The sequence below is a fragment of the Pseudomonas carassii genome, from assembly GCF_036324045.1.
Classification (GTDB): Bacteria; Pseudomonadota; Gammaproteobacteria; order Pseudomonadales; family Pseudomonadaceae; genus Aquipseudomonas; species Aquipseudomonas peradeniyensis.
Genome location: NZ_JAZDCT010000005.1, coordinates 188,721 through 208,450, shown reverse-complemented (window position 1 = coordinate 208,450; position 19,730 = coordinate 188,721). Strand labels below are relative to the sequence as shown.

General features: G+C 64.0%; 17 protein-coding genes. 6 read left to right on the top strand and 11 right to left on the bottom strand.

Annotation, left to right across the window (positions count from 1 at the left end; translation table 11 throughout):
* Window positions 1-155: 155 nt before the first annotated feature.
* The 3 genes from V0R62_RS06010 (at window position 156) to V0R62_RS06000 (ending at window position 4,315) form a co-directional block, all read left to right on the top strand.
* Window positions 156-2,849: a putative bifunctional diguanylate cyclase/phosphodiesterase gene (locus V0R62_RS06010; RefSeq protein ID WP_330103075.1), complete on the top strand. Its 2,694-nt coding sequence runs from the start codon at window positions 156-158 to the stop codon at window positions 2,847-2,849.
* Window positions 2,850-3,028: 179 nt separating this feature from the next.
* Window positions 3,029-3,697: a peptide-methionine (S)-S-oxide reductase MsrA gene (msrA, locus tag V0R62_RS06005; RefSeq protein WP_330103074.1), complete on the top strand. Its 669-nt coding sequence runs from the start codon at window positions 3,029-3,031 to the stop codon at window positions 3,695-3,697.
* Between the two features lie 3 nt (window positions 3,698-3,700).
* Window positions 3,701-4,315 carry a glutathione S-transferase gene (locus V0R62_RS06000; RefSeq protein ID WP_330103073.1) on the top strand — a complete coding sequence of 205 codons (615 nt, stop codon included), beginning with the start codon at window positions 3,701-3,703 and terminating at the stop codon, window positions 4,313-4,315.
* 190 nt (window positions 4,316-4,505) lie between these two features.
* Here V0R62_RS06000 and creD read toward each other — a convergent pair whose 3' ends face one another.
* The 4 genes from creD to rloA2 all read right to left on the bottom strand — a co-directional run bounded on the left by creD (window position 4,506) and on the right by rloA2 (window position 8,832).
* Window positions 4,506-5,834 (bottom strand): cell envelope integrity protein CreD, encoded by a 1,329-nt coding sequence (gene creD / locus V0R62_RS05995; protein WP_330103072.1) that lies wholly within the window; start codon window positions 5,832-5,834, stop codon window positions 4,506-4,508.
* 206 nt (window positions 5,835-6,040) lie between these two features.
* Entirely contained in the window at window positions 6,041-7,474 is a 1,434-nt protein-coding gene (gene creC, locus V0R62_RS05990) for a two-component system sensor histidine kinase CreC (protein WP_330103071.1), read from the bottom strand.
* The gene (creB, locus tag V0R62_RS05985; protein ID WP_330103070.1) at window positions 7,474-8,154 is read right to left on the bottom strand and encodes a two-component system response regulator CreB; all 681 of its coding nucleotides are present in this window, start codon (window positions 8,152-8,154) and stop codon (window positions 7,474-7,476) included. Before creB ends, creC begins: the two co-directional genes overlap by 1 nt.
* 177 nt (window positions 8,155-8,331) lie before the next feature.
* A complete protein-coding gene (rloA2, locus tag V0R62_RS05980) occupies window positions 8,332-8,832 on the bottom strand; it encodes a retropepsin-like aspartic peptidase RloA2 (RefSeq protein ID WP_330103069.1) in 501 nt (166 codons plus the stop codon).
* Between the two features lie 182 nt (window positions 8,833-9,014).
* Here rloA2 and V0R62_RS05975 point away from each other — a divergent pair, with 182 nt between their 5' ends.
* Together V0R62_RS05975 and V0R62_RS26765 are read left to right on the top strand one after the other, a co-directional pair.
* Window positions 9,015-9,902 carry an acyltransferase gene (locus V0R62_RS05975; protein WP_186731734.1) on the top strand — a complete coding sequence of 296 codons (888 nt, stop codon included), beginning with the start codon at window positions 9,015-9,017 and terminating at the stop codon, window positions 9,900-9,902.
* Window positions 9,903-10,000: 98 nt separating this feature from the next.
* Window positions 10,001-10,900: an RHS repeat-associated core domain-containing protein gene (locus tag V0R62_RS26765; RefSeq protein WP_408005631.1), complete on the top strand. Its 900-nt coding sequence runs from the start codon at window positions 10,001-10,003 to the stop codon at window positions 10,898-10,900.
* Between the two features lie 9 nt (window positions 10,901-10,909).
* On the opposite strand, the gene V0R62_RS05965 is transcribed toward V0R62_RS26765, so the two are convergent.
* Both V0R62_RS05965 and V0R62_RS05960 read right to left on the bottom strand, forming a co-directional pair.
* Window positions 10,910-11,482, bottom strand: coding sequence for a DUF2780 domain-containing protein (locus V0R62_RS05965; protein ID WP_330103068.1), 573 nt, complete (start codon window positions 11,480-11,482; stop codon window positions 10,910-10,912).
* A 177-nt stretch (window positions 11,483-11,659) separates the two neighbouring features.
* Window positions 11,660-11,938 carry a hypothetical protein gene (locus V0R62_RS05960; RefSeq protein WP_062572570.1) on the bottom strand — a complete coding sequence of 93 codons (279 nt, stop codon included), beginning with the start codon at window positions 11,936-11,938 and terminating at the stop codon, window positions 11,660-11,662.
* Between the two features lie 393 nt (window positions 11,939-12,331).
* Between V0R62_RS05960 and V0R62_RS05955 the strand changes: the two genes are divergently transcribed.
* Complete coding sequence (locus tag V0R62_RS05955; protein WP_330103067.1) at window positions 12,332-13,147, top strand: RHS repeat-associated core domain-containing protein; 816 nt, start codon at window positions 12,332-12,334, stop codon at window positions 13,145-13,147.
* An 85-nt stretch (window positions 13,148-13,232) separates the two neighbouring features.
* Here V0R62_RS05955 and fdhA read toward each other — a convergent pair whose 3' ends face one another.
* From fdhA to V0R62_RS05930, 5 genes are all read right to left on the bottom strand, one after another.
* Window positions 13,233-14,432: a formaldehyde dehydrogenase, glutathione-independent gene (gene fdhA, locus V0R62_RS05950; RefSeq protein WP_069015871.1), complete on the bottom strand. Its 1,200-nt coding sequence runs from the start codon at window positions 14,430-14,432 to the stop codon at window positions 13,233-13,235.
* A 293-nt stretch (window positions 14,433-14,725) separates the two neighbouring features.
* Window positions 14,726-15,583, bottom strand: a complete 858-nt coding sequence (gene purU / locus V0R62_RS05945) for a formyltetrahydrofolate deformylase (RefSeq protein WP_330103066.1) — start codon at window positions 15,581-15,583, stop codon at window positions 14,726-14,728.
* Window positions 15,584-15,595: 12 nt separating this feature from the next.
* The gene (locus V0R62_RS05940) at window positions 15,596-16,228 is read right to left on the bottom strand and encodes a sarcosine oxidase subunit gamma (protein ID WP_186731738.1); all 633 of its coding nucleotides are present in this window, start codon (window positions 16,226-16,228) and stop codon (window positions 15,596-15,598) included.
* A 144-nt stretch (window positions 16,229-16,372) separates the two neighbouring features.
* Complete coding sequence (locus tag V0R62_RS05935; protein WP_330103065.1) at window positions 16,373-19,390, bottom strand: sarcosine oxidase subunit alpha; 3,018 nt, start codon at window positions 19,388-19,390, stop codon at window positions 16,373-16,375.
* Window positions 19,387-19,722 carry a sarcosine oxidase subunit delta gene (locus V0R62_RS05930; RefSeq protein WP_028688435.1) on the bottom strand — a complete coding sequence of 112 codons (336 nt, stop codon included), beginning with the start codon at window positions 19,720-19,722 and terminating at the stop codon, window positions 19,387-19,389. The genes V0R62_RS05935 and V0R62_RS05930 overlap by 4 nt, the downstream gene beginning before the upstream one ends.
* Window positions 19,723-19,730: the final 8 nt, after the last annotated feature.

Below are 19,730 nucleotides of genomic sequence, written 5' to 3'. Positions count from 1 at the left end.
ATCGTCTGCCGCCCGCCGGTCCTACAGATTCTGCAAGAGCAGCCGACAACCTGTTCACAGCATCCCCCATGGCCGCTTGCCAGCCCACGGGACATGATGCAACCTTGCCCGATGCGCCGTGCTCCAGGCCGCGCCCCAGTTCAAGCGAGTCTTCGATGAAAAGCCAACCCGATGCCGCCAGCCGTGTGGCGGCCGAGGTCGTGACGCAGCTTCCCGTGCCCTCGCGGCTCGGCATGCTGCGTTTCGAGCGGCTGAACGAAGCCAGCTGGGCCATGCTTTACCTCGACCCGGCCTGCGATCGCCAGTTCGGCCTGCCCGCCGCCGAGCTCTGCGCCCTGATCGGCTCGCCCTACGCCAGCCTCATGGAGCCGGAAGCACGCTACAAGCTGCACGACGAGATCCAGCTGCAGCTGGCCCAGCGCGGTTATTACCGGGTGCGCTACACCCTGCACGCCTGCCCGGCGCCACTGCGCTTGCTGGAGGTCGGGGAAAGCTACAAGCAGCACAACCGTCAATTGCTGCGCGGCTACCTGACGGTGTTCGACGACCACCGCCAGGACACCCCGGACCTCGACGCCAACGACCTGGAGTCGCGCAACAACCGCTTGCAACTGGCTCTGCAACTGAACCAGCGCGCCCAGCAGGAGCAGCTCGAACACCTGGAGCGGGTGCGCGCTCAACAGGACTTGATCCTGCGCCTGGCCCGCCAGCGCTACAGCATCGGCAACTCGCTGCTTGAGGCCGCCGAGCTGATCACCCGCAGCGCCTGCGAGATCTACAAGGTCGACTGCGCCAGCATCTGGTACCTGAACGACCAGCGCCTGGAGCCGATCAGCGCCTGGTACCGTCGCGAACAGCAGCACCGCATGCCCGAGGCGATCGATGCCAGCCGCTTCCCGGACTACCTGGAGGCCCTGCACGCCAGCCGCGCCATCGACGCCCACAACGCCAGCCACGACCCGCGCACCCGCGAGATGGCCGAATCGCTGTACAGCACCGACGACAACGCCATGCTCGATGCCAGTATCCGCATCGATGGCCAGGTGGTCGGCGTGCTGTGCCTGGAGCAGACCGGCCAGCCACGGGCCTGGCAGTCGGACGAGATCGCCTTCGCCGGCGAGCTGGCCGACCAATTCGCCCAGGTCATCAACAACCACAACCGACGCACCGCCGCCAGCGCCCTGCATCTGTTCCAGCGCGCCGTGGAACAGAGCGCCAGCGCCTTCCTGCTGGTCAATCGCGACGGCGTGGTGGAATACGTCAACCCCAGCTTCACCGCGATCACCCAGTACAGCACCGAGGAGGTCCAGGGCCACCACCTGGCCGAACTACCGGCGCTGGAAAACCTGAGCGAACTGCTGTTCGACTCGCCGTCGAGCCTGGCCATGGGCAACAGCTGGCAGGGCGAGTTCAAGAGCCGGCGCAAGAACCTCGAGCCCTACTGGGGCCAGCTGTCGATCTCCAAGGTGTACGGCGACAACCGCGAGCTGACCCACTACATCGGCATCTACGAGGATGTCACCCAGACCAAGCTGGCCCAGCAGCGCATCGAGCGCCTGGCCTACACCGACAACCTGACCAACCTGGGCAACCGCCCGGCGTTCATCCGCAACCTCGACGAGCGCTTCGCCCGCGACAGCGCCAGCCCCATCTGCCTGCTGCTGGTGGACATCGACAACTTCAAGCGGATCAACGACAGCCTCGGCCACCAGACCGGCGACAAGCTGCTGATCAGCCTTGCCCGGCGCCTGCGCAACAGCCTGGCCAACGGCGGCAGCCTGGCGCGCTTCGCCAGTAACGAGTTCGCCGTGCTGCTGGACGACACCAGCCTGGAAGATGGCCAGGGCGTCGCCCACCAGTTGTTGCGCACCCTCGACAAACCGATGTTCGTCGACAACCAGTTGATCAACGTCACCGCCTCCGTGGGTCTGGCCTGCGCGCCGCTGCATGGCAGCGACCCGGCCACCCTGATGAAGAACGCGGGCCTGGCCCTGCACAAGGCCAAGGCCAACGGCAAGCACCAGGTCCAGGTGTTCACCGAAGTGCTCAACGCCGAGGCCAGCTACAAGCTGTTCGTCGAGAACAACCTGCGCCGCGCCCTGACCCAGAACGAACTGGAAGTGTTCTACCAGCCCAAGCTGTGCCTGCGCAGCGGCCGCCTGCTCGGCCTGGAGGCGCTGCTGCGCTGGAACCACCCCGAGCGCGGCATGATCCGCCCCGACCAGTTCATCAGCGTGGCCGAGGAAACCGGCTTGATCATCCCCATCGGCAAGTGGGTGGTGCGCCAGTCCTGCCGCATGAGCCAGCAGTTGCGCGAAGCCGGCTTCGGCAACCTGCACGTGGCCATCAACCTGTCGCCCAAGCAGTTCTCCGACCCCGAGCTGGTCAGTTCGATCGGCAGCATCCTCAAGGAAGAAGCCCTGCCGCCGCACCTGCTGGAGCTGGAACTGACCGAAGGCCTGCTGCTGGAAGCCACCGAGGACACCCACCGCCAGCTCGACGAGCTCAAGGCCCTGGGCCTGACCCTGGCCATGGACGACTTCGGCACCGGCTATTCGTCGCTGAGCTACCTGAAGAAGTTCCCGATCGACATCATCAAGATCGACCGCAGCTTCATCAACGAGATCCCCGACAACCAGGACGACATGGAAATCACCTCGGCGGTGGTGGCCATGGCCCACAACCTCAAGCTCAAGGTGGTCGCCGAAGGGATCGAGACCCCCGAGCAGCTGGCGTTCCTGCGCCGGCACCGTTGCGACGTCGGCCAGGGCTACCTGTTCGACCGGCCGATTCCGGGGCGCGAGCTGAACGAGAAGCTGCGCCGCTATCCCCGTGGCCCGGTGGACTGACAGCGGCGTAAAGCTCGGGCACTATAGACATCACTTGCCTGCCGGGGCTGCTTTGCAGCCCTTTCGCGGCACAAGGCCGCTCCTACAGGGATCATGCGTCCCCCTGTAGGAGCGGCCTTGTGCCGCGAAAGGGTCGCAAAGCGGCCCCAGGTTGTTGAATATCAAATAGAGGAACGGCCATGACCCTGCGTTCGGAAATCCTGGTGAACAAAAACGTCCTGCCCACCGCGGAACAGGCCCTGCCTGGCCGCGAGACCCCGATGAGCCTGCCCGAGTTCCACTACGTGTTCGAAGGCACGCCGCTGCTCGGCCCGTTCTTCGAGGGCGACATCGACTTCGCCATCTTCGGCCTGGGCTGCTTCTGGGGCGCCGAGCGCCGTTTCTGGCAGCGCGAAGGCGTGGTCAGCACCGTGGTCGGCTACGCCGGCGGCTTCACCCCCAACCCCACCTACGAGGAAGTCTGCTCGGGCCTGACCGGCCACACCGAGGTGGTGCTGGTGGTGTTCGACAAGAACCGGGTCAGCTACCGCGAGCTGCTGGCAATGTTCTGGGAGCTGCACAACCCGACCCAGGGCATGCGCCAGGGCAACGATGTCGGTACCCAGTACCGCTCGGCGATCTACTGCACCTCGCCGCAGCAGCTGGATGAAGCCAACGCGAGCAAGGCCGCCTTCCAGGCCGAGCTGGGCAAGGCCGGCTTCGGCGAGATCACCACCGAGATCGCCCAGGCGCCAACCGTGTACTTCGCCGAGGCCTACCACCAGCAGTACCTGGCCAAGAACCCGGAAGGCTACTGCGGCATCGGCGGTACCGGCGTGTGCCTGCCACCCAGCCTGCAGGGCAACTGAGCCATGATCCTGTTCCATTCGCCGCTGTCGCCGTTCGTGCGCAAGGTGATGATCGTGCTGCACGAGACCGGCCAACTGGACCGCGTCACCGTGCAGGGCGTGAACATCAGCCCGGTGAACGGCGACGCGCAGCTCAACCAGGGCAATCCGATCGGCAAGATCCCGGCCCTGCGCCTGGACGACGGCAGCGTGCTGCACGACAGCCGGGTGATCTGCGAGTACCTCGACAGCCAGCACGTCGGCCTGCCGCTGATCCCCCGCGAGGGCTCGGCACGCTGGCGGCGTTTGACCCTGGCCTCCCAGGCCGACGCGATCATGGACGCGGCGGTGGCCACCCGCTACGAGACCTTCCTGCGCCCGGCGGACAAACAGTGGGACGGTTGGGTGCAGGCGCAGGGCGAGAAGATCCGCCGCAGCCTGACGAGCCTGGAGCGCGAGCACCTGGCAGAGATCGCCTCGGGGTTCGATATCGCCGCGATCGGGGTGGCCTGTGCGTTGGGGTACCTGGACCTGCGCCAGCCTGAGTTCGATTGGCGTGGGCAGTATCCGGGGCTGGCGGCGTGGTATGCCGAGGTGAGCCAGCGGCCGTCGATGGTGGCTACCGCTCCGGTAGCCTGAGACGCCGCCGGCGAGGGCTGCGCCCTCGTTTCGCGGCACAAGGCCGCTCCTACAGGGGTCCACTCAACCCTGTAGGAGCGGCCTTGTGCCGCGAAAGGGCTGCACAGCAGCCCCAGAATTCACCTCGGTATCACAGGAAATAGCTGGCAAATCCTCACGGCCAACCACCGCCCGATCTCTCTATCCTCCCTCATACCCCCCTCCCCACCCGCGACCAGTCCAGCCGCCGGGTCAGCACCATGAACACGCCCAGCAGGCCAAAGCACAGCAGCGAGCCCATCAGCAGCGCATAGTCCTCGGCGCTGAGCAGCCCGTAGAGCATCGCGTACAACGCCGCCAGCCCCGCCGCAAAGCCAATCCCACGCCCCAGGCTGCGCAGCACATGAACCAGGTAAAAGCCAATCAGCAGCACGCACCCTGACGCCGACAGCCCATAGGCCATGCCAAACCCCAGGTGCTCGGACAGCGACAGCAACAACAGGTAGAAGAACGCCAGGGCCACGCCCACCAGGATGTACTGCACCGGGTGCACGCTGAGGTTCTTCAGCACCTCGAACAGGAAGAAGCCGGCAAAGGTCAGGGCGATGAACAGCAGCGCATACTTGATCGCCCGTTCGCTCTTGAGGTACTGGTCCACCGGGTCGACGAAGCTGACGCCAAAAGCACGCTCGTTGAATTCGCCACACTTGCCGACGGTCGCGCAAAGGCGCATGGACTCTTCCAGGTTGGTGGCGAAGAACGAGGTCTGCCAGTGGGCGCTGAAGCCCTTTTCATCGATGGCACGGCGGCTGGGCAGGTAGCTGCCGACGAAGCTCGGGTGCGGCCAGTTGGCGCGCATGTCCACCGTGGTGCTGCGGCCGACCGGCAGCACCGCCAGTTGGCCAGTGCCCAGCAGCGCCAGGTCGAAGGCGTAGTCGAACTCGCGGGCCTTCTGGTCGCTGAACTGCGGCAGGGCCACATGCACGCCACCGGGCAACCAGTCGACACCACTGCCGGCCTCGAACGGCAGGCGCTGGTCATCCAGGGTGAGCTCCAGGCTGTTCTCGATGCCGCGAATGTCGCTGATGCCGACCATCAGGAACGGCTTGTCGAAGCGGTAGTCGTCGTAGTCCTTCTCGATCCCCCAGCGCTCAGGCAGCTTGAAGCGACCGCTGATCTGGCTTTTGGCATGGAACAGCCGCGCCTGGTAGATGCCGCGGGCGCGCAGCTCGGTATCGACGCCCACATCCATCGCGAAGGTTTCCGGCAGGAAGTAAAGATTGCCGTGCATCGTGGTGGTCTCCTGGACGCTCGTGCCGTCCTTGTCGATCCAGCGCCGCTCGTACTTGCGATAGGGCACCACCAGCACTGGGCCGCTGACCAGCTGGTCGAAGCTGGAGCTCGCGGCGATCTCGCCCAGCACGTTGTTGCGCAGTTGCTGGCGCTCGTCGATCAGGCCGCCAATCATCAGCAGGGGAATCAGCAACAGCAGGATCAGCACGGCGATCAGGCCGAGCTTGAAACCTAGGGTCTTGTTCATGGGGTTGGGCTCCGTTTGCGATGTGGGCAGTGTCTGCCCGCCGCGTGGAGCCCTCGGGGAGGGAATGTGGAGATTGTGTGGAGATTGGCGTAATCAGCAGAAAACCTGTGGGAGCGGGCTTGTCCCGCGATTTGCCCGATCAGGCAGTGATGTTGCCTGGGCTGGCCTCATCGCGGGACAAGCCCGCTCCTGCAGGGACGTGGCCGTCAGCTATATCGTCGCGCAGGCAGCCACAACCTCACCCGCACCCCACCCTCGACGTTGTCCACCGCCAGCGTCCCGCCGTGCAGTTGCATCACCTCGGCCACGAAATTCAGCCCCAGCCCGGTGCTCTTGCGCCCGGTCCCGGGCCTTGGCAACGAATAGAACCGTTCGCTGACTCGCCCCAAGGCGTACTCGGGAATCGCCTGCCCCTGGTTGAACAGGCTAAGCGCCATCCGCTCGCCGTCCCGCTCCAGCTCGAAGGCCAGTGCCCCTCGCTCGGGGGTGAAATCCAGCGCGTTGTCCAGCAAGTTGGCCAAGGCCTGGCGCATCAGGAACGGATCGCACAGCAACCTGACGCCCGCCGGAATGCGCTGGCGCACCTGCAGGCCGGCACTGTCGATCCTCGCGCCATGGGCCAGCAGCAGCTCGTCGATCAGCGCCGCCACCGCCACCTGCTGTTCATCTTCCAGTGCCTGCATCTGCTCGACCCGCGCCAGGTTTAACAGGCGCTCGATCATCTGCTGCAGGCGCTCGCTCTCACGCTCGATATTGCCGGCGAAGCGCGCCCGCTGATCTTGCGGCATGTCGCCCTGCAGCAGCTCCGAGGCGCCGCGGATTGCCGCCAGCGGGCTCTTGAGTTCATGGGTGAGCGTATGCACATAGCGCTCGACATAGGCCTTGCCCTCCAGCTGGGTGCGCATGCGCTCCACCGCCGTGGCCAGCTGCAACAGCTCGCCGCCCTTGTAGTGCGGCAGCGCGGCGCGCTCGCCCTCGCTGACCGCCTGGGCGTAATGGGTGAGCCGGCGCAACGAGCGGGTCAGCCACCACGACAATGCCGCGCCGACCAGCAGCCCCAGCACGATCAACCCCAACCCGAGGGTGAGCAGACGCCGCTCGGAGCGGTCGATGTAGGGCTGCAGCGAGCTGTTGGGCTTGGCCACCGTGACCACGCCGATGATCTGGCCCTGGTCGAGGATCGGCGCCGCCACATGCATCACCGAGGTGCTTTCGTCGTCCGGGTCGCTGCGGGTCGAGCGAGCGCCGTACTGGCCGCGCAGGGTCAGGTAGACATCGTTCCAGCGCGAGTAGTCCTTGCCCAGGTCCTGGCCGCTGGAGTCGAGCAGGACGATGCCCTTGGCGTCGGTCACGTAAATGCGGTGGCTGACCTGGTTCTTCGCCAGCCCCCAGATCTGCGCGCTCGGGCGCCGCTCGCCATAGGAGGCGAGCACCTGCGACAGGCGGCTCTGGGTCAGGGTACCGTTCTTCACATCATCGTGAAGGATCTCGGCCAGCAGGTTGGCGGTGTCCACCAGGGTTTCTTCCGATGATTGCCGCACCACCGGGCGGATCTGCTCGCGCACCGTGTTGAGCAGGAAGTAGCCCGCCAGGCCGACGAACAGGAAGTACACCAGGAAAATGCGAATCCCCAAGCGCATCAGGCGTGTTCCGGGCTGTAGCTGTAACCCAGGCCGCGGTGGGTCTGGATCGCTTCGGCATCGGGCGCGACCTGGCGCAGCTTGGCGCGCAGGCTCTTGATATGGCTGTCGATGGTGCGCTCGTAGCCGACGTCCGAGGCCACGCCCAGGCCATCGAGCAGTTGCTCCCGGCTGAACACCCTCCGCGGTTGCGCAAGCAGGCTCTGCAGCAGGCGGAACTCGTGGCGGGTCAGCGTCAACGGCTGGCCACGGTAGCTGATGCGCATGGCCAGGGTGTCGAGCTGGAACGGCGCACTTTCGCTGGCCACCTCCACCCTGGGCGCCATGCGCTTGAGGATGGCTCGCACCCGCGCGGCCACCTCACGAGGGCTGAAGGGCTTGACCACATAGTCGTCGGCGCCGATCTCCAGGCCCAGCACCCGGTCGATCTCGGCATCGCGGGCGCTGAGGAACATCACCGGCACCTCGCTGAAGCGGCGCAGTTGGCGGCAAGTCTCGAAACCGCTGATGTCGGGCAAGCCGATGTCGAGGATCACCAGGTCGGCCGGGCGCAGGCGCTGCTGCTCGACGGCGGCGCTGCCGAGGCTCACCCACTCGGTGCTGTGGCCGTCGGCCTGCAGGGCGTAGACCAGGGTGTCGGCGATGGCGGATTCGTCTTCGACGATGAGGATGTGGGGCATGGCGTCCGGCCTTGCTGGGGCAAAGGCTGGACTTTGAGGCAAACCGCGATGGTCACGCAATCCTTGTTGCCTTTGCGGGCCCTTTCGCGGCACAAGGCCGCTCCTACAGGTGTTCGCGATTTCCTGTAGGAGCGGCCTTGTGCCGCGAAAGGGGCGCAAAGCGCCCCCAATGCGAAATCAGCAATCCGGCTTGCCCGCCGTGAACTTCTTCGCCGGGTTCACCGCCGCCTTGAACTCGCGCAGGGCCTTGGCGCCCACCAGCAGCGGGTAGTTGAAGCTGCTGCGGTCGACCAGGTTGACCTCCACGGTGCGCTTCACGTCGCCCAGGCACAGTTCCAGGTCGACCACCGGGCGGCGCGACAGCTCGGGGGCATCGCCTTCTTCCTCCTCGTCGGCGCGGTTCTTGATCTTGCTGATGCGCGCCAGCTTGTGTTCGTAGACCTTGCCATTGGCATCCTTGGTGGCCAGGCGAAAACGCACCCAGTCCTCGCCATCGCGGGTGAACTGCTCGATATCCTTGGCCGACAGCGACGCGGTGTAGGCGCCAGTGTCCATCTTGGCCTTGAGGGTTTCACCAATCTCCGGCAGGGCGATGTTCTCGTAGCGGCCGTACAGGGTGGGCTCGGCGGCCATCACCGGCAGCGCCACAAGGGTCAGCAGGGCAAGCAGGGGTTTCACGGGGCAGGCTTCCTTGAGAGGGGTCAGTGCTTAGACTGCGCAGGCAGGATAGGTTCGTTGCAACAGGGTAAACAACACAATGTGAAACATTTGTCCCAGTTAATGGACGTACGACGTTTGGCTAAGGGCCAGACCCTGCTTATCATTGCCGACCGTTCACCTTACACAACAAGAGTCCCTTTATGCGTCGCCTGCTGACCGGCATCCTCACCCTCACCCTGCTGCTGCTCAACACCCTGGTGCTGATCGGCCCGTTGCTGGTCTTCGCCCTGCTCAAGCTGGTGCTGCCGGGCCGTGGCCGCGACTATGCGTCGGCCGCGGTGATGTGGATCGCCGAGACCTGGTCGGAAATCGACAAGGCCATCTTCGCCCTGTGCATCCCCACCCAGTGGGACATCCGCGGCGTCGACACCCTGCGTCAGGACACCTCGTACCTGTGCGTGAGCAACCACCAGACCTGGGTCGATATCCCGGCGCTGATCGAAAGCCTCAACCGCCGCGTACCGTTCTTCAAGTTCTTCCTCAAGAAGGAGCTGATCTGGGTACCACTGCTGGGCCTGGCCTGGTGGGGCCTGGATTACCCGTTCATGAAGCGCTACAGCAAGGCCTTCCTCGACAAGCATCCCGAACTCAAGGGCAAGGACCTGGAGATCACCAAGGCCGCCTGCGAGCTGTTCAAGCGCCAGCCGGTGACCGTGGTCAACTACCTCGAAGGCACCCGCTTCACCGAGGCCAAGCGCCAACAGCAACAGTCGCCCTACCGCCACCTGCTCAAGCCCAAGGCCGGCGGCGTGGCCTTCGTACTGGCGGCGCTGGGCGAGCAGCTGGATGCGCTGCTCGACGTGACCATCGTCTACCCGGGCAACAAGGCGCCGGGGTTCTGGGACCTGCTCAACGGCAGCATCAGCCGGGTGATCATCGACATCCGCGTGCGCGAGCTGGACCCGGCGTTGAGCGAAGGCGACTACGAGAACGACCCGGCCTTCCGCCAGACTGTGCAGGCCTGGGTAAACCAGCTGTGGCTGGAGAAGGACCAGCGGATCGAGGAATTGCGCGCCGAGATGCGTTGATCCTGTTCCGGCCCATTCGCGGATAAACCCGCTCTCACAGGCCGCAATGATCGGAGTCCTGATACTGCCTGGCTTGGCCTGACATTTTTATCAGTAGAATGCCTGTGCGGGCAGTGAGAGACTTCAGGCCACATTGGCTTGCGAAGGGCGGTGACATGGTACGTAACAGCAGCAAGCCAATTCATCACCCCTTGCAGGTCGCCTGCCTTTTGATGGCAACCGACAGCCAACGGTCCGTGTTCTACGGTGCGTTGGGCGCGAACAGTAGCCGCAGGTGTTATGCACCTTATGGATTCGATCCCATACCGGACACTGGAATCCCATTGTCCCGCTTCACGGGGGCGTTCAGGGAACGACACACAGGACTTTACTTGCTCGGTAATGGTACGCGGGGCTACAGCCCGGCCCTGATGCGCTTCCTGTCGGTTGATAGCTGGAGCCCGTTTGGCGAAGGTGGCCTGAATGCTTATGCTTACTGCAGTGGCGACCCTGTCAACAGGGTAGACCCGACAGGGCATCTCTCCGCCAAACCTAGACGCTTGCAGGTGGTATTGCCCTCGGCAGCAGAGCCTATAACTCCTGCACCAACAATCGATGTACTCACTCTTGCGCCTGGAGCGCCAGCACAGCAGGTCTTCCCCACCCCGCATGCCGGGAACGAAGCACTACTGGCCAATCTGCAAGCAACGAACACAACGCGCACAAACATCGATGCACAGTCCCCAGGCAGTGCAAATCACCCACAGAGTACAGCACCACCGCTTCCTCCCCGTGGCCGACGCCTCACGCGAGAACGAGCCGAGGCACAGCGGTTGGAACGAGACGCGGCACGACAAAGCGCACAACAGCTCCTCTCATCTCTAGCCCTCATACCAGACGAACATATGCGCAATGATCTCCACGCACAGATCAGAGTGCTCGAGGAAAGGGCTGCGATGCTGGATATGCAGATCAGTGCCTGGGAGAGCCAGGATCAAGCCAGAACCGTGCGTCGCTAGATCTGCAGCTTATACCGAAGGTGGATTGCCAGTGACCGGGTTGGCCCACAAGCTCCCCAGGTTCTGCAGCAACGACCCGGCAATCCCCTGCTGTCCCAGATACTGCAGGATCAACGGCGCGAACTGCCCGATCATCCCGGTATCCATGCCCAGCGCCTTGAAGGCAGTATCCAGATCGTTGCGGTTCTGCACCTCGCCGCCCAGCGCATTGCTCAGTGCAGAGCTGTTCTTGTCATTGCCGAGCAACTGCCCCAGCCCGCTCAACCCACCCAGCGCATTGGTGCCGGACAGCAGGTCCAGCCCCGGCACGGCCTTGGTCAGTTGCCCATAGTCGTCGCCGCTGAGGTTATTGCGCGCCAGCCCCAGCATCGCCCCGGCGCCGCCGATGGCCTGCTCGGGGGTGATCTTCAATTCGCTGCCCAAGGTGTTGAGCAGGTTGGCCTGGCCTGCCGGGGCCTGCACCTGGCCCTGTTGATTCTGGTTCTGCATGGCCGAGACGGCATTGGCCGCGTCGCTGAGGTTGAAGGCGAACACCGGGCTTGCGGCCAGGGTCATCAGGGTTGCCAGGGTGATTGCTTTCATCGGGAGGGACCTCGTCGGCCGGAATGGCCGGGAAACGAGGGGTTTGACTGGAGCGCCGGGGGTTTGTTCCGGGCCGGCCATCGGTGTTCATTGCAGGGTCTTATCGCGGGGCAAGCCCGCTCCCACAAAGGATGGCCTGGGTCATTCGTGGGAGCGGGCTTGCCCCGCGATGGACATTTACTGGCCAGCTCTGTTTTCCACCGCACTGGCCAGCGCATCCGCCTGCCCCCAGGCGATCTGCATGGCCCGTAGCCCAAGCTTGAGCAATTGCCGCGTCTCTTCGTCCTCGATGCGGTCCAGCGCCCGGTGGCTGTCGCTGAAGGCGAACATCAGGTAGTGGGAGACGTTGGCCAGCACGTATTCCATGGGCACGACACCGTCATGGATGGCACGGGCGAGGGATTTGTCAGGGGGTAAGGCGAATTGGTGGGGTGGATCGGGGACGATCTTTTTCATGGCAGTTACTCGTGTGGTTGAACTGCTCCCGTCCGTTTCCACACGTAGGGTGGCAGTTGTACATGGGGTGGAAAACCGGTCACGAGTAACCCGGTAGGCCATAAGGCCTCCCGTGCACAACTGCCATGACGACAGTGGGTCGTGACTACCGGGTTTCCACACCCGATCGCTGAACCGACAGCGACCGAGCAAGCCTAGTGGGCAGGATTTCCCCGGACAATCAGACGTGTATCGACAGATTGTGAAGGATATTTCCCGCAACCTTTCTCCAGCTGTACGAAATAGACGTGAATTATGTAGGGCTATTCTGCAGCCTATCATTTCTACCAGTTGCTAGCCGCCAAACCTCGTCACAAAGTTAGGTAACGACGAATCCCATAACTCGGAGGTCCCATGGCACAACAACTCAAGCAAGGCACCACATCCATGCTGGCGATTGATAAACACGGATCCGTCTTAGGCCGCCAAGTCTGTGAAGCCCCCAAAGAATTTTCTTATACACCTTATGGTTACGATCGTTTAGATAAAACTTTCTGGCCACTTCTTGGCTTCAATGCCGAACCCCGCACGGCATCGGGTGGTTATTTGTTAGGCAATGGATATCGCTCCTTCACTCCATCACTGATGCGCTTCAACTCACCTGACAGCTACAGCCCTTTCGGTGCCGGTGGGATCAACGCATTCTGTTACTGCCTAAATGACCCAGTTAACAGAACGGACCCATCTGGTCACAAGTCAATTTACCGTCATGCCAGAAGTCTTGCGAAAGGTATACTAAACATATTCGGCCGGAGATCGGGACAGAACTCTTCAGCCCCCAATCCCCCCCCTGACGCCTCACCTACAGGAAGTCAAAACTTTCAAGTCGGGTACACAATGACACCAGAGCCCACACCGACCCCATCCATAAGACAACGTATATTTGATTACGACTTTTCAACTTCCCACCGTAGCTCACTATCCTCTATGAGCGAACTTGACGATCCCGCACCACATTATGGCGAAGTCGTATATGGTGAGCTACCTGACTACGAGCGTGCCATGGAGCTTGCGAGCCAAGCGGAACGAACTAACGACAGATCGAACGATGCCGATCGAATGCGTGAATTTGCGGCTTTTACGGCACAGCAAGAAACGCGACTACCTGGTGAGCGACGAGGTGCAATTACTATGCGGAGCACACGCGATCAAATCAGGCGAACTGAATGACGGCCTAATCGTACGAGCGTATTTATGGAGTTCATGTATTGAGCTATGGCATAGTGAGGCCCACGAGGGGCCTCACTTGCTTGATTCAAGCTGCGCTAAAGGTCCTATGCGGATCAATCACAAACTTCTTCGGCACCCCCGCATCAAACTCGCCATACCCCTCCGGCGCCTGATCCAGGCTGATCACCTGCACCCCCACCACCTCAGCGATATTGATGCGATCCCACATGATCGCCTGCATCAGCTGGCGGTTGTACTTCATGGTTGGGGTCTGTCCGGTGTGGAAGCTGTGGGACTTGGCCCAGCCCAGGCCGAAGCGGATGCTCAGGGCACCGATCTTGGCGGCGGCATCCACCGCACCCGGGTCTTCGGTCACGTACAGGCCCGGAATACCGATCTTGCCGGCCACGCGGGTCACCTGCATCAGCGAGTTGAGCACGGTGGCCGGGGCTTCGTGCTTGGCGCCTTCATGGCCATGACCACGGGCCTCGAAGCCAACGGCATCGACGGCGCAGTCCACTTCCGGCTCACCGAGGATATCGATGATCTGCTCGTGCAGCGGAGTGTCCTTGGACAGGTCGACCACTTCGAAACCTTGCGACTTGGCGTGAGCCAGCCGGGCCGGGTTGAGGTCGCCGACGATGACGCAGGCGGCGCCCAGCAGACGGGCGGAAGCGGCGGCGGCCAGGCCGACCGGGCCGGCGCCCGCAACGTAGACGGTGCTGCCCGGGCCGACACCTGCGGTGACGGCGCCGTGGTAACCGGTGGGGAGGATGTCGGACAGGCAGGTCAGGTCGCGGATCTTCTCCATGGCCTTGTCGCGGTCCGGCAGTTTCAGCAGGTTGAAGTCAGCGTAGGGCACCAGCACGTACTCGGCCTGGCCGCCGGTCCAGTCGCCCATGTCGACATAGCCGTAGGCGCCACCGGCGCGGGCCGGGTTGACGGTGAGGCAGACGCCGGTGTGCATCTCTTTGCACGAGCGGCAGCGGCCGCAGGCGACGTTGAAGGGTACCGATACCAGATCGCCGATTTTCAGGCGTTCGACGTCACGGCCCATTTCGACGATTTCACCGGTGATTTCGTGACCCAGGACCAGGCCGACCTGTGCGGTGGTACGGCCGCGGACCATGTGCTGGTCGGAGCCGCAGATGTTGGTGGAGACCACCTTGAGGATGACGCCGTGCTCGATCTTCTTGCCGCGCGGGTCCTGCATCTTGGGGTAGTCGATCTTCTGCACCTCGACCTTGCCCGCGCCGAGATACACCACTCCACGGTTACCAGACATGCTTCTTACCTCGCTTGATTTGTATTTATGCAGCGGTGGTGGAAAGCGCCGCCTTTCCGTGGGCGGCCTGTGTTACTGGATGAAGGGGATTGTGGGCTGGATGGGCGGTGGGGCGGTGACTGGATGCGACAGGCAGATGCCTGTTCACGGCAGGCCAAAAGCCGGGGCCGCTGCGCGGCCCTTTCGCGACACAAGGCCGCTCCTACAGGGGACCGCGTCAGCCAGGGCATACGCGGACTTTGTAGGAGCGGCCTCGTGTCGCGAAAGGGCTGCGCAGCAGCCCCGGCACTCGATCAGAGAACGACAGTCCGATTGGCGTTAAGAAACACCCGCCGCTCAATGTGATAACCAACAGCCCGCGCCAGGGTCAGGCACTCGATATCGCGCCCCTTGGCGATCAGGTCCTCGGGATAGTGGGCATGGTCCACCACCTCCACGCCCTGGGCGATGATCGGCCCTTCGTCCAGGTCGTTGTTGATGTAGTGCGCCGTGGCGCCAACCATCTTCACGCCCTTGTTGTAGGCCTGGTGATACGGCTTGGCGCCCTTGAACCCGGGCAGCAGCGAGTGGTGGATGTTGATCGCCCAGCCATCCAGCCGCCGGCACAGCTCCGGCGACAGCACCTGCATGTAGCGGGCAAGAATGACCAGCTCGGCACCGCTCTCCTCGATCACCTGCAGTACCTTGCGCTCCTGCGCTGGCTTGTCGTTCGGGTCGAGGGCGAAGTGGTAGTAGGGAATCTTGTGCCAGTGCGCCAGCGGCTCCAGGTCAGGATGGTTGGACACCACCGCGACCACGTCCATGGCCAGCTGGCCGATGCGCTGGCGGTACAGCAGGTCGTTCAGGCAATGGTCGGCCTTGGACACCATGATCACCACCTTGGGGCGGTGATTCGGCGCGACCAGCTCGAAGGCCATGCCGAACGCCTCGCTGCGCTCGGCCAGCCCAGCACGGAAGGCATCCTCGTCGAAACCGTCCGGGGCGCGGAACTCCACGCGAATGAAGAACCGCCCCGACAGCCGGTCATCGAAGGAATGGTGCTCGGTGACGTAGCAGCGCTGCTCGTAGAGATGACGCGTCACTACATCGACCGTGCCGAGCATGCTCGGGCAGTCGGCAGTGAGAATCCAGGTGTCCGGTGCCCGACTCATGGGTAATGCTCCTTACGCTTCGATGGCCAGGCCGTATTCGGCCGACGCGTCCTGCAGCCACAGCCACCAGTAGTCGGAGAAGCTGCGGCGGATCACCAGCTCCCAGGTGTCCTCGGCGGTGCGGCGGATCACCAGCTGCGACTTGGCGAACACGGTGCCGACGGCCTTGCCCACCGGGAAGTTGTTCGGGTGTACATCATAGCTGGTGGATTTCATCAGCACGTCGCGCACGTTGGGGCCGCGCAGTTCAAGCAGGGTCTGCCCGCCGCTGACGTTGACCACCTGGATGTGCTGGCCGTCGAGGGCATCGCGCAGCTTCTGCTCGACGGCGAACTCCTGGCCGCCGGGGACGATCAGCAGCCACTCGTCCGGGCCCACCCACTGCAGCGACATCTCGTTGTTGGCGACCACGGTCAGAGCCACCGGCAGCTCCAGGCCAAGGGCCTTGTGCACGCCGCCGGCGAAGGCCTGGTCATGGCCATTGCCACGGATAGTGAGGTGGCCGAGGAGTTTCTTTTCGCGCAGGGTCACGCCTGCGTTCTTGCGGCCCTTGCCGACCAGGCTGGCCAGGTCGGCGTGGTGCAGCGGCGACTGGGCCTTGGCATCGGAGCCCGGGTTTTGCTGGAAGACGTTGATAGCGCTCATTTCTTACCTGCCTTGAATTCTTGTAGGTCAGAGCGGCATCGGCACCATGGGAGCGGGCTTGCCCCGCGATGGGGGCGCCCAGGCCTCCATCGCATCGCGGGGCAAGCCCGCTCCCACAGTGTCCGGTGTCGCCAGCCGGAAGCCTTAGACGTTCTGCCGCTCGCCCTTCGGATCGAAGAACACCGAAGACACGATCTCGGCCTCGATCACGCTGCCGTCGGCCTGGGGCGAATACACCCGCTCGCCCATGCGCTTGAGACCGCCCTTGACCACACCCATGGCGAACGAATAGCCCAGGGAGTTGGCCGCGTAGCTGGAGGTGACGTGCCCGACCATGTCCATCGGGATCGGCTGCTTCGGATCGAACACCAGCTGGGCGCCTTCCGGCAGCCACACGTTCGGGTCCACAGGCTTGAGGCCCACCAGCTGCTTGCGGTTCTCGCGCACGGTGTCCTCGCGGTTCATGCCGCGCAGGCCGATCCACGAGAAGGCCTTGTTGCGGCCCACGCACCAGCTCATGTTGAGGTCGTCCGGGGTCATCGAGCCGTCTGTGTCCTGGCCGACGATGATGAAGCCCTTCTCGGCGCGCAGCACGTGCATGGTCTCGGTGCCGTACGGGGTCAGGTTGTACTTCTTGCCCGCTTCGACGATCTGCTCCAGCACGCCCATGGCGTAGTTGGCCTGGACGTTGATCTCATACGACAGCTCGCCGGTGAACGAGATGCGGAACACCCGCGCCGGCACGCCGCCGACCAGGCCCTCCTTCCAGCTCATGAACGGGAAGCCTTCCTTGTCCAGGTCGATGTCGCTGACCTCGGCCAGCAGCTTGCGGCTGTTGGGGCCGGACAGGGTCATGGTCGCCCAGTGGTCGGTGACCGAGGTGAAGTACACCTTCATCTCCGGCCATTCGGTCTGGTGGTACAGCTCCAGCCACTGCAACACGCGGGCGGCACCGCCGGTGGTGGTGGTCATGATGAAGTGGTTGTCACCGACGCAGGCGGTGACGCCGTCGTCGAAGACCATGCCGTCTTCCTTGCACATCAGGCCGTAGCGGGCCTTGCCCACGTCGAGCTTGGTCCAGGCGTTGGTGTAGATGCGGTTGAGGAACTCGCGGGCGTCCGCGCCCTGGATATCGATCTTGCCCAGGGTCGAGGCGTCCAGCAGGCCGACGCTGTCACGCACGGCCTTGCATTCGCGGGCCACGGCGGTGTGGATGTCTTCGCCGGGCTTGGGGAAGTACCACGGGCGCTTCCACTGGCCGACGTCCTCGAACTCGGCGCCGTTCTTGATGTGCCAGGCATGCAGGGCGGTGAAGCGCACCGGCTCGAACAGGTGGCCGCAGTGCCGGCCCGCCACTGCGCCGAAGGTCACCGGCGTGTAGTTGGGGCGGAACATGGTGGTGCCCATTTCCGGGATGCCTATTCCGAGCGAACGGGCGGCGATGGCCAGGCCGTTGATGTTGCCCAGCTTGCCCTGGTCGGTGCCGAAGCCCAGCGCGGTATAGCGCTTGACATGCTCGACCGACTCGAAGCCCTCGCGGGTGGCCAGCTCGATGGCGGCGGCGGTAACGTCGTTCTGCTGGTCGACGAACTGCTTCGGCGCACGGGCGGTGCCCTTGTCGTGGGGTACCTGGAACAGCGCCACGGTGGCCTCTTCCTTGCGCGCCAGGGTTTTCGGCAGGGTGCCGGCGCTGGCCTTGAAACCTGCCTCGGTGGCAGCGCGCACGCCACCTTCGAAGCCGTCGGCGATCACATCGCCGAGGGCATAGACACCGTTCACGCCACCGACGCACACACGCTTCTGCGGCGCATCGCCCGGCACGAAGCCGAGGATGTCTTCACGCCATACCGGGCGACCGCCCAGGTGCGAAGCCAAGTGGACCACCGGGCTGTATCCGCCGGAAGTCGCGATCAGGTCGCACTCGAGGGTTTCGCCAGGGCTGGTGACCTTGTGCGCCTGCACATCAATGGCGGCCACGCGGGCGCCGGTGACGTGCTTGCTGCCCTTGGCCTCGATCACGGCGCTGGAAGTGAGAATACGGATACCTTTGGCGCGAGCCTCTTCGACCAGCGAACCGCGTGGGTTGTGGCGGGCGTCGGCGATGGCGACCACTTGCAGGCCGGCGTCGTGCCAGTCCAGCGCGGCGCGGTAGGCGTGGTCGTTGTTGGTCGACAGCACCAGCTTGCGGCCCGGGGCCACGCCATAGCGGCGCACGTAGGTCGATACGGCGCCAGCCAGCATGTTGCCCGGCAGGTCGTTGTTGCCGTACACCAGCGGACGCTCGTGGGCGCCAGCGGCCAGCACCACACGATTGGCCCGTACACGGTGCACGCGTTGGCGTACCTGGCCGATGGGCGCACGGTCGCCGAGGTGGTCGGTGAGACGCTCGTGGATGGTCAGGAAGTTGTGGTCGTGATAGCCGTTGACGGTGCTGCGTGGCAGCAGGGTGACTTCCGGCAGCGACTCCAGCTCGGCGACGACGGCATTGACCCAATCGGCGGCTGGTTTGCCATCGAGGGTTTCGCGGCTGTCGAGCAAGGTGCCGCCGAACTCTTCCTGCTCATCCGCCAGGATTACCCGAGCACCGCTGCGTGCAGCGGCCAGGGCGGCGGCCAAACCTGCGGGGCCGGCACCGACGATCAGCACGTCGCAGTGCTGGTTCATGTAGTCGTAGCTGTCCGGATCGTTCTGCAGCGGCGCACGGCCGAGGCCCGCCGCCTTGCGGATGTACTTCTCGTAGGTCATCCAGAACGACTTGGGGTACATGAAGGTCTTGTAGTAGAACCCAGGCGGCATCATGTTGCCGCCGACCTTGCCGATGATCCCCATCATGTCGTTGTTGACGTTCGGCCAGCCGTTGGTGCTGGTGGCCACCAGGCCTGCATACAAGGCCTGCTGGGTGGCGCGCACGTTGGGGATCTGGGTGGCTTCGCTGGAGCCGATCTGCAGGATCGCGTTTGGCTCTTCGGTGCCGGCGGCGATGATCCCGCGGGGGCGCGAGTACTTGAAGCTGCGCCCGACGATGTCGACGCCGTTGGCCAGCAGCGCGGCGGCCAGGGTGTCGCCGGCATAACCCTGGTAGGTCTTGCCGTTGAAGCTGAAGTTCAGCACCTTGCTGCGGTCGATACGGCCGCCGCTGGCGAGGCGATAGGTCTGGCTCATACTTTTTCCCCTTGGCCCTTGGCGGTCGCTGGCGCGGTGCTCTGTTTCGAGGCGGCGGTAACCTGCGGCTTCTCGCCGATCTTGTAGGTTTCCAGGATCTCGTAGGTCACGGTGTCGCGGGTGACGTTGAAGTACTGGCGACAGCCCGCGACGTGGTCCCACAGCTCATGGTGGATGCCGCGCGGGTTGTCGCGGAAGAACATGTAGGTGCCCCATTCCTCGTCGGAGCAGGCGTTCGGGTCCAGCGGGCGGGCAATGTGCGCCTGGCCTGATGCGTGGAATTCTTCCTCGGAGCGCAGCTCGCCGCAGTGGGGACAGAAGATTTGCAACATGACGGTTG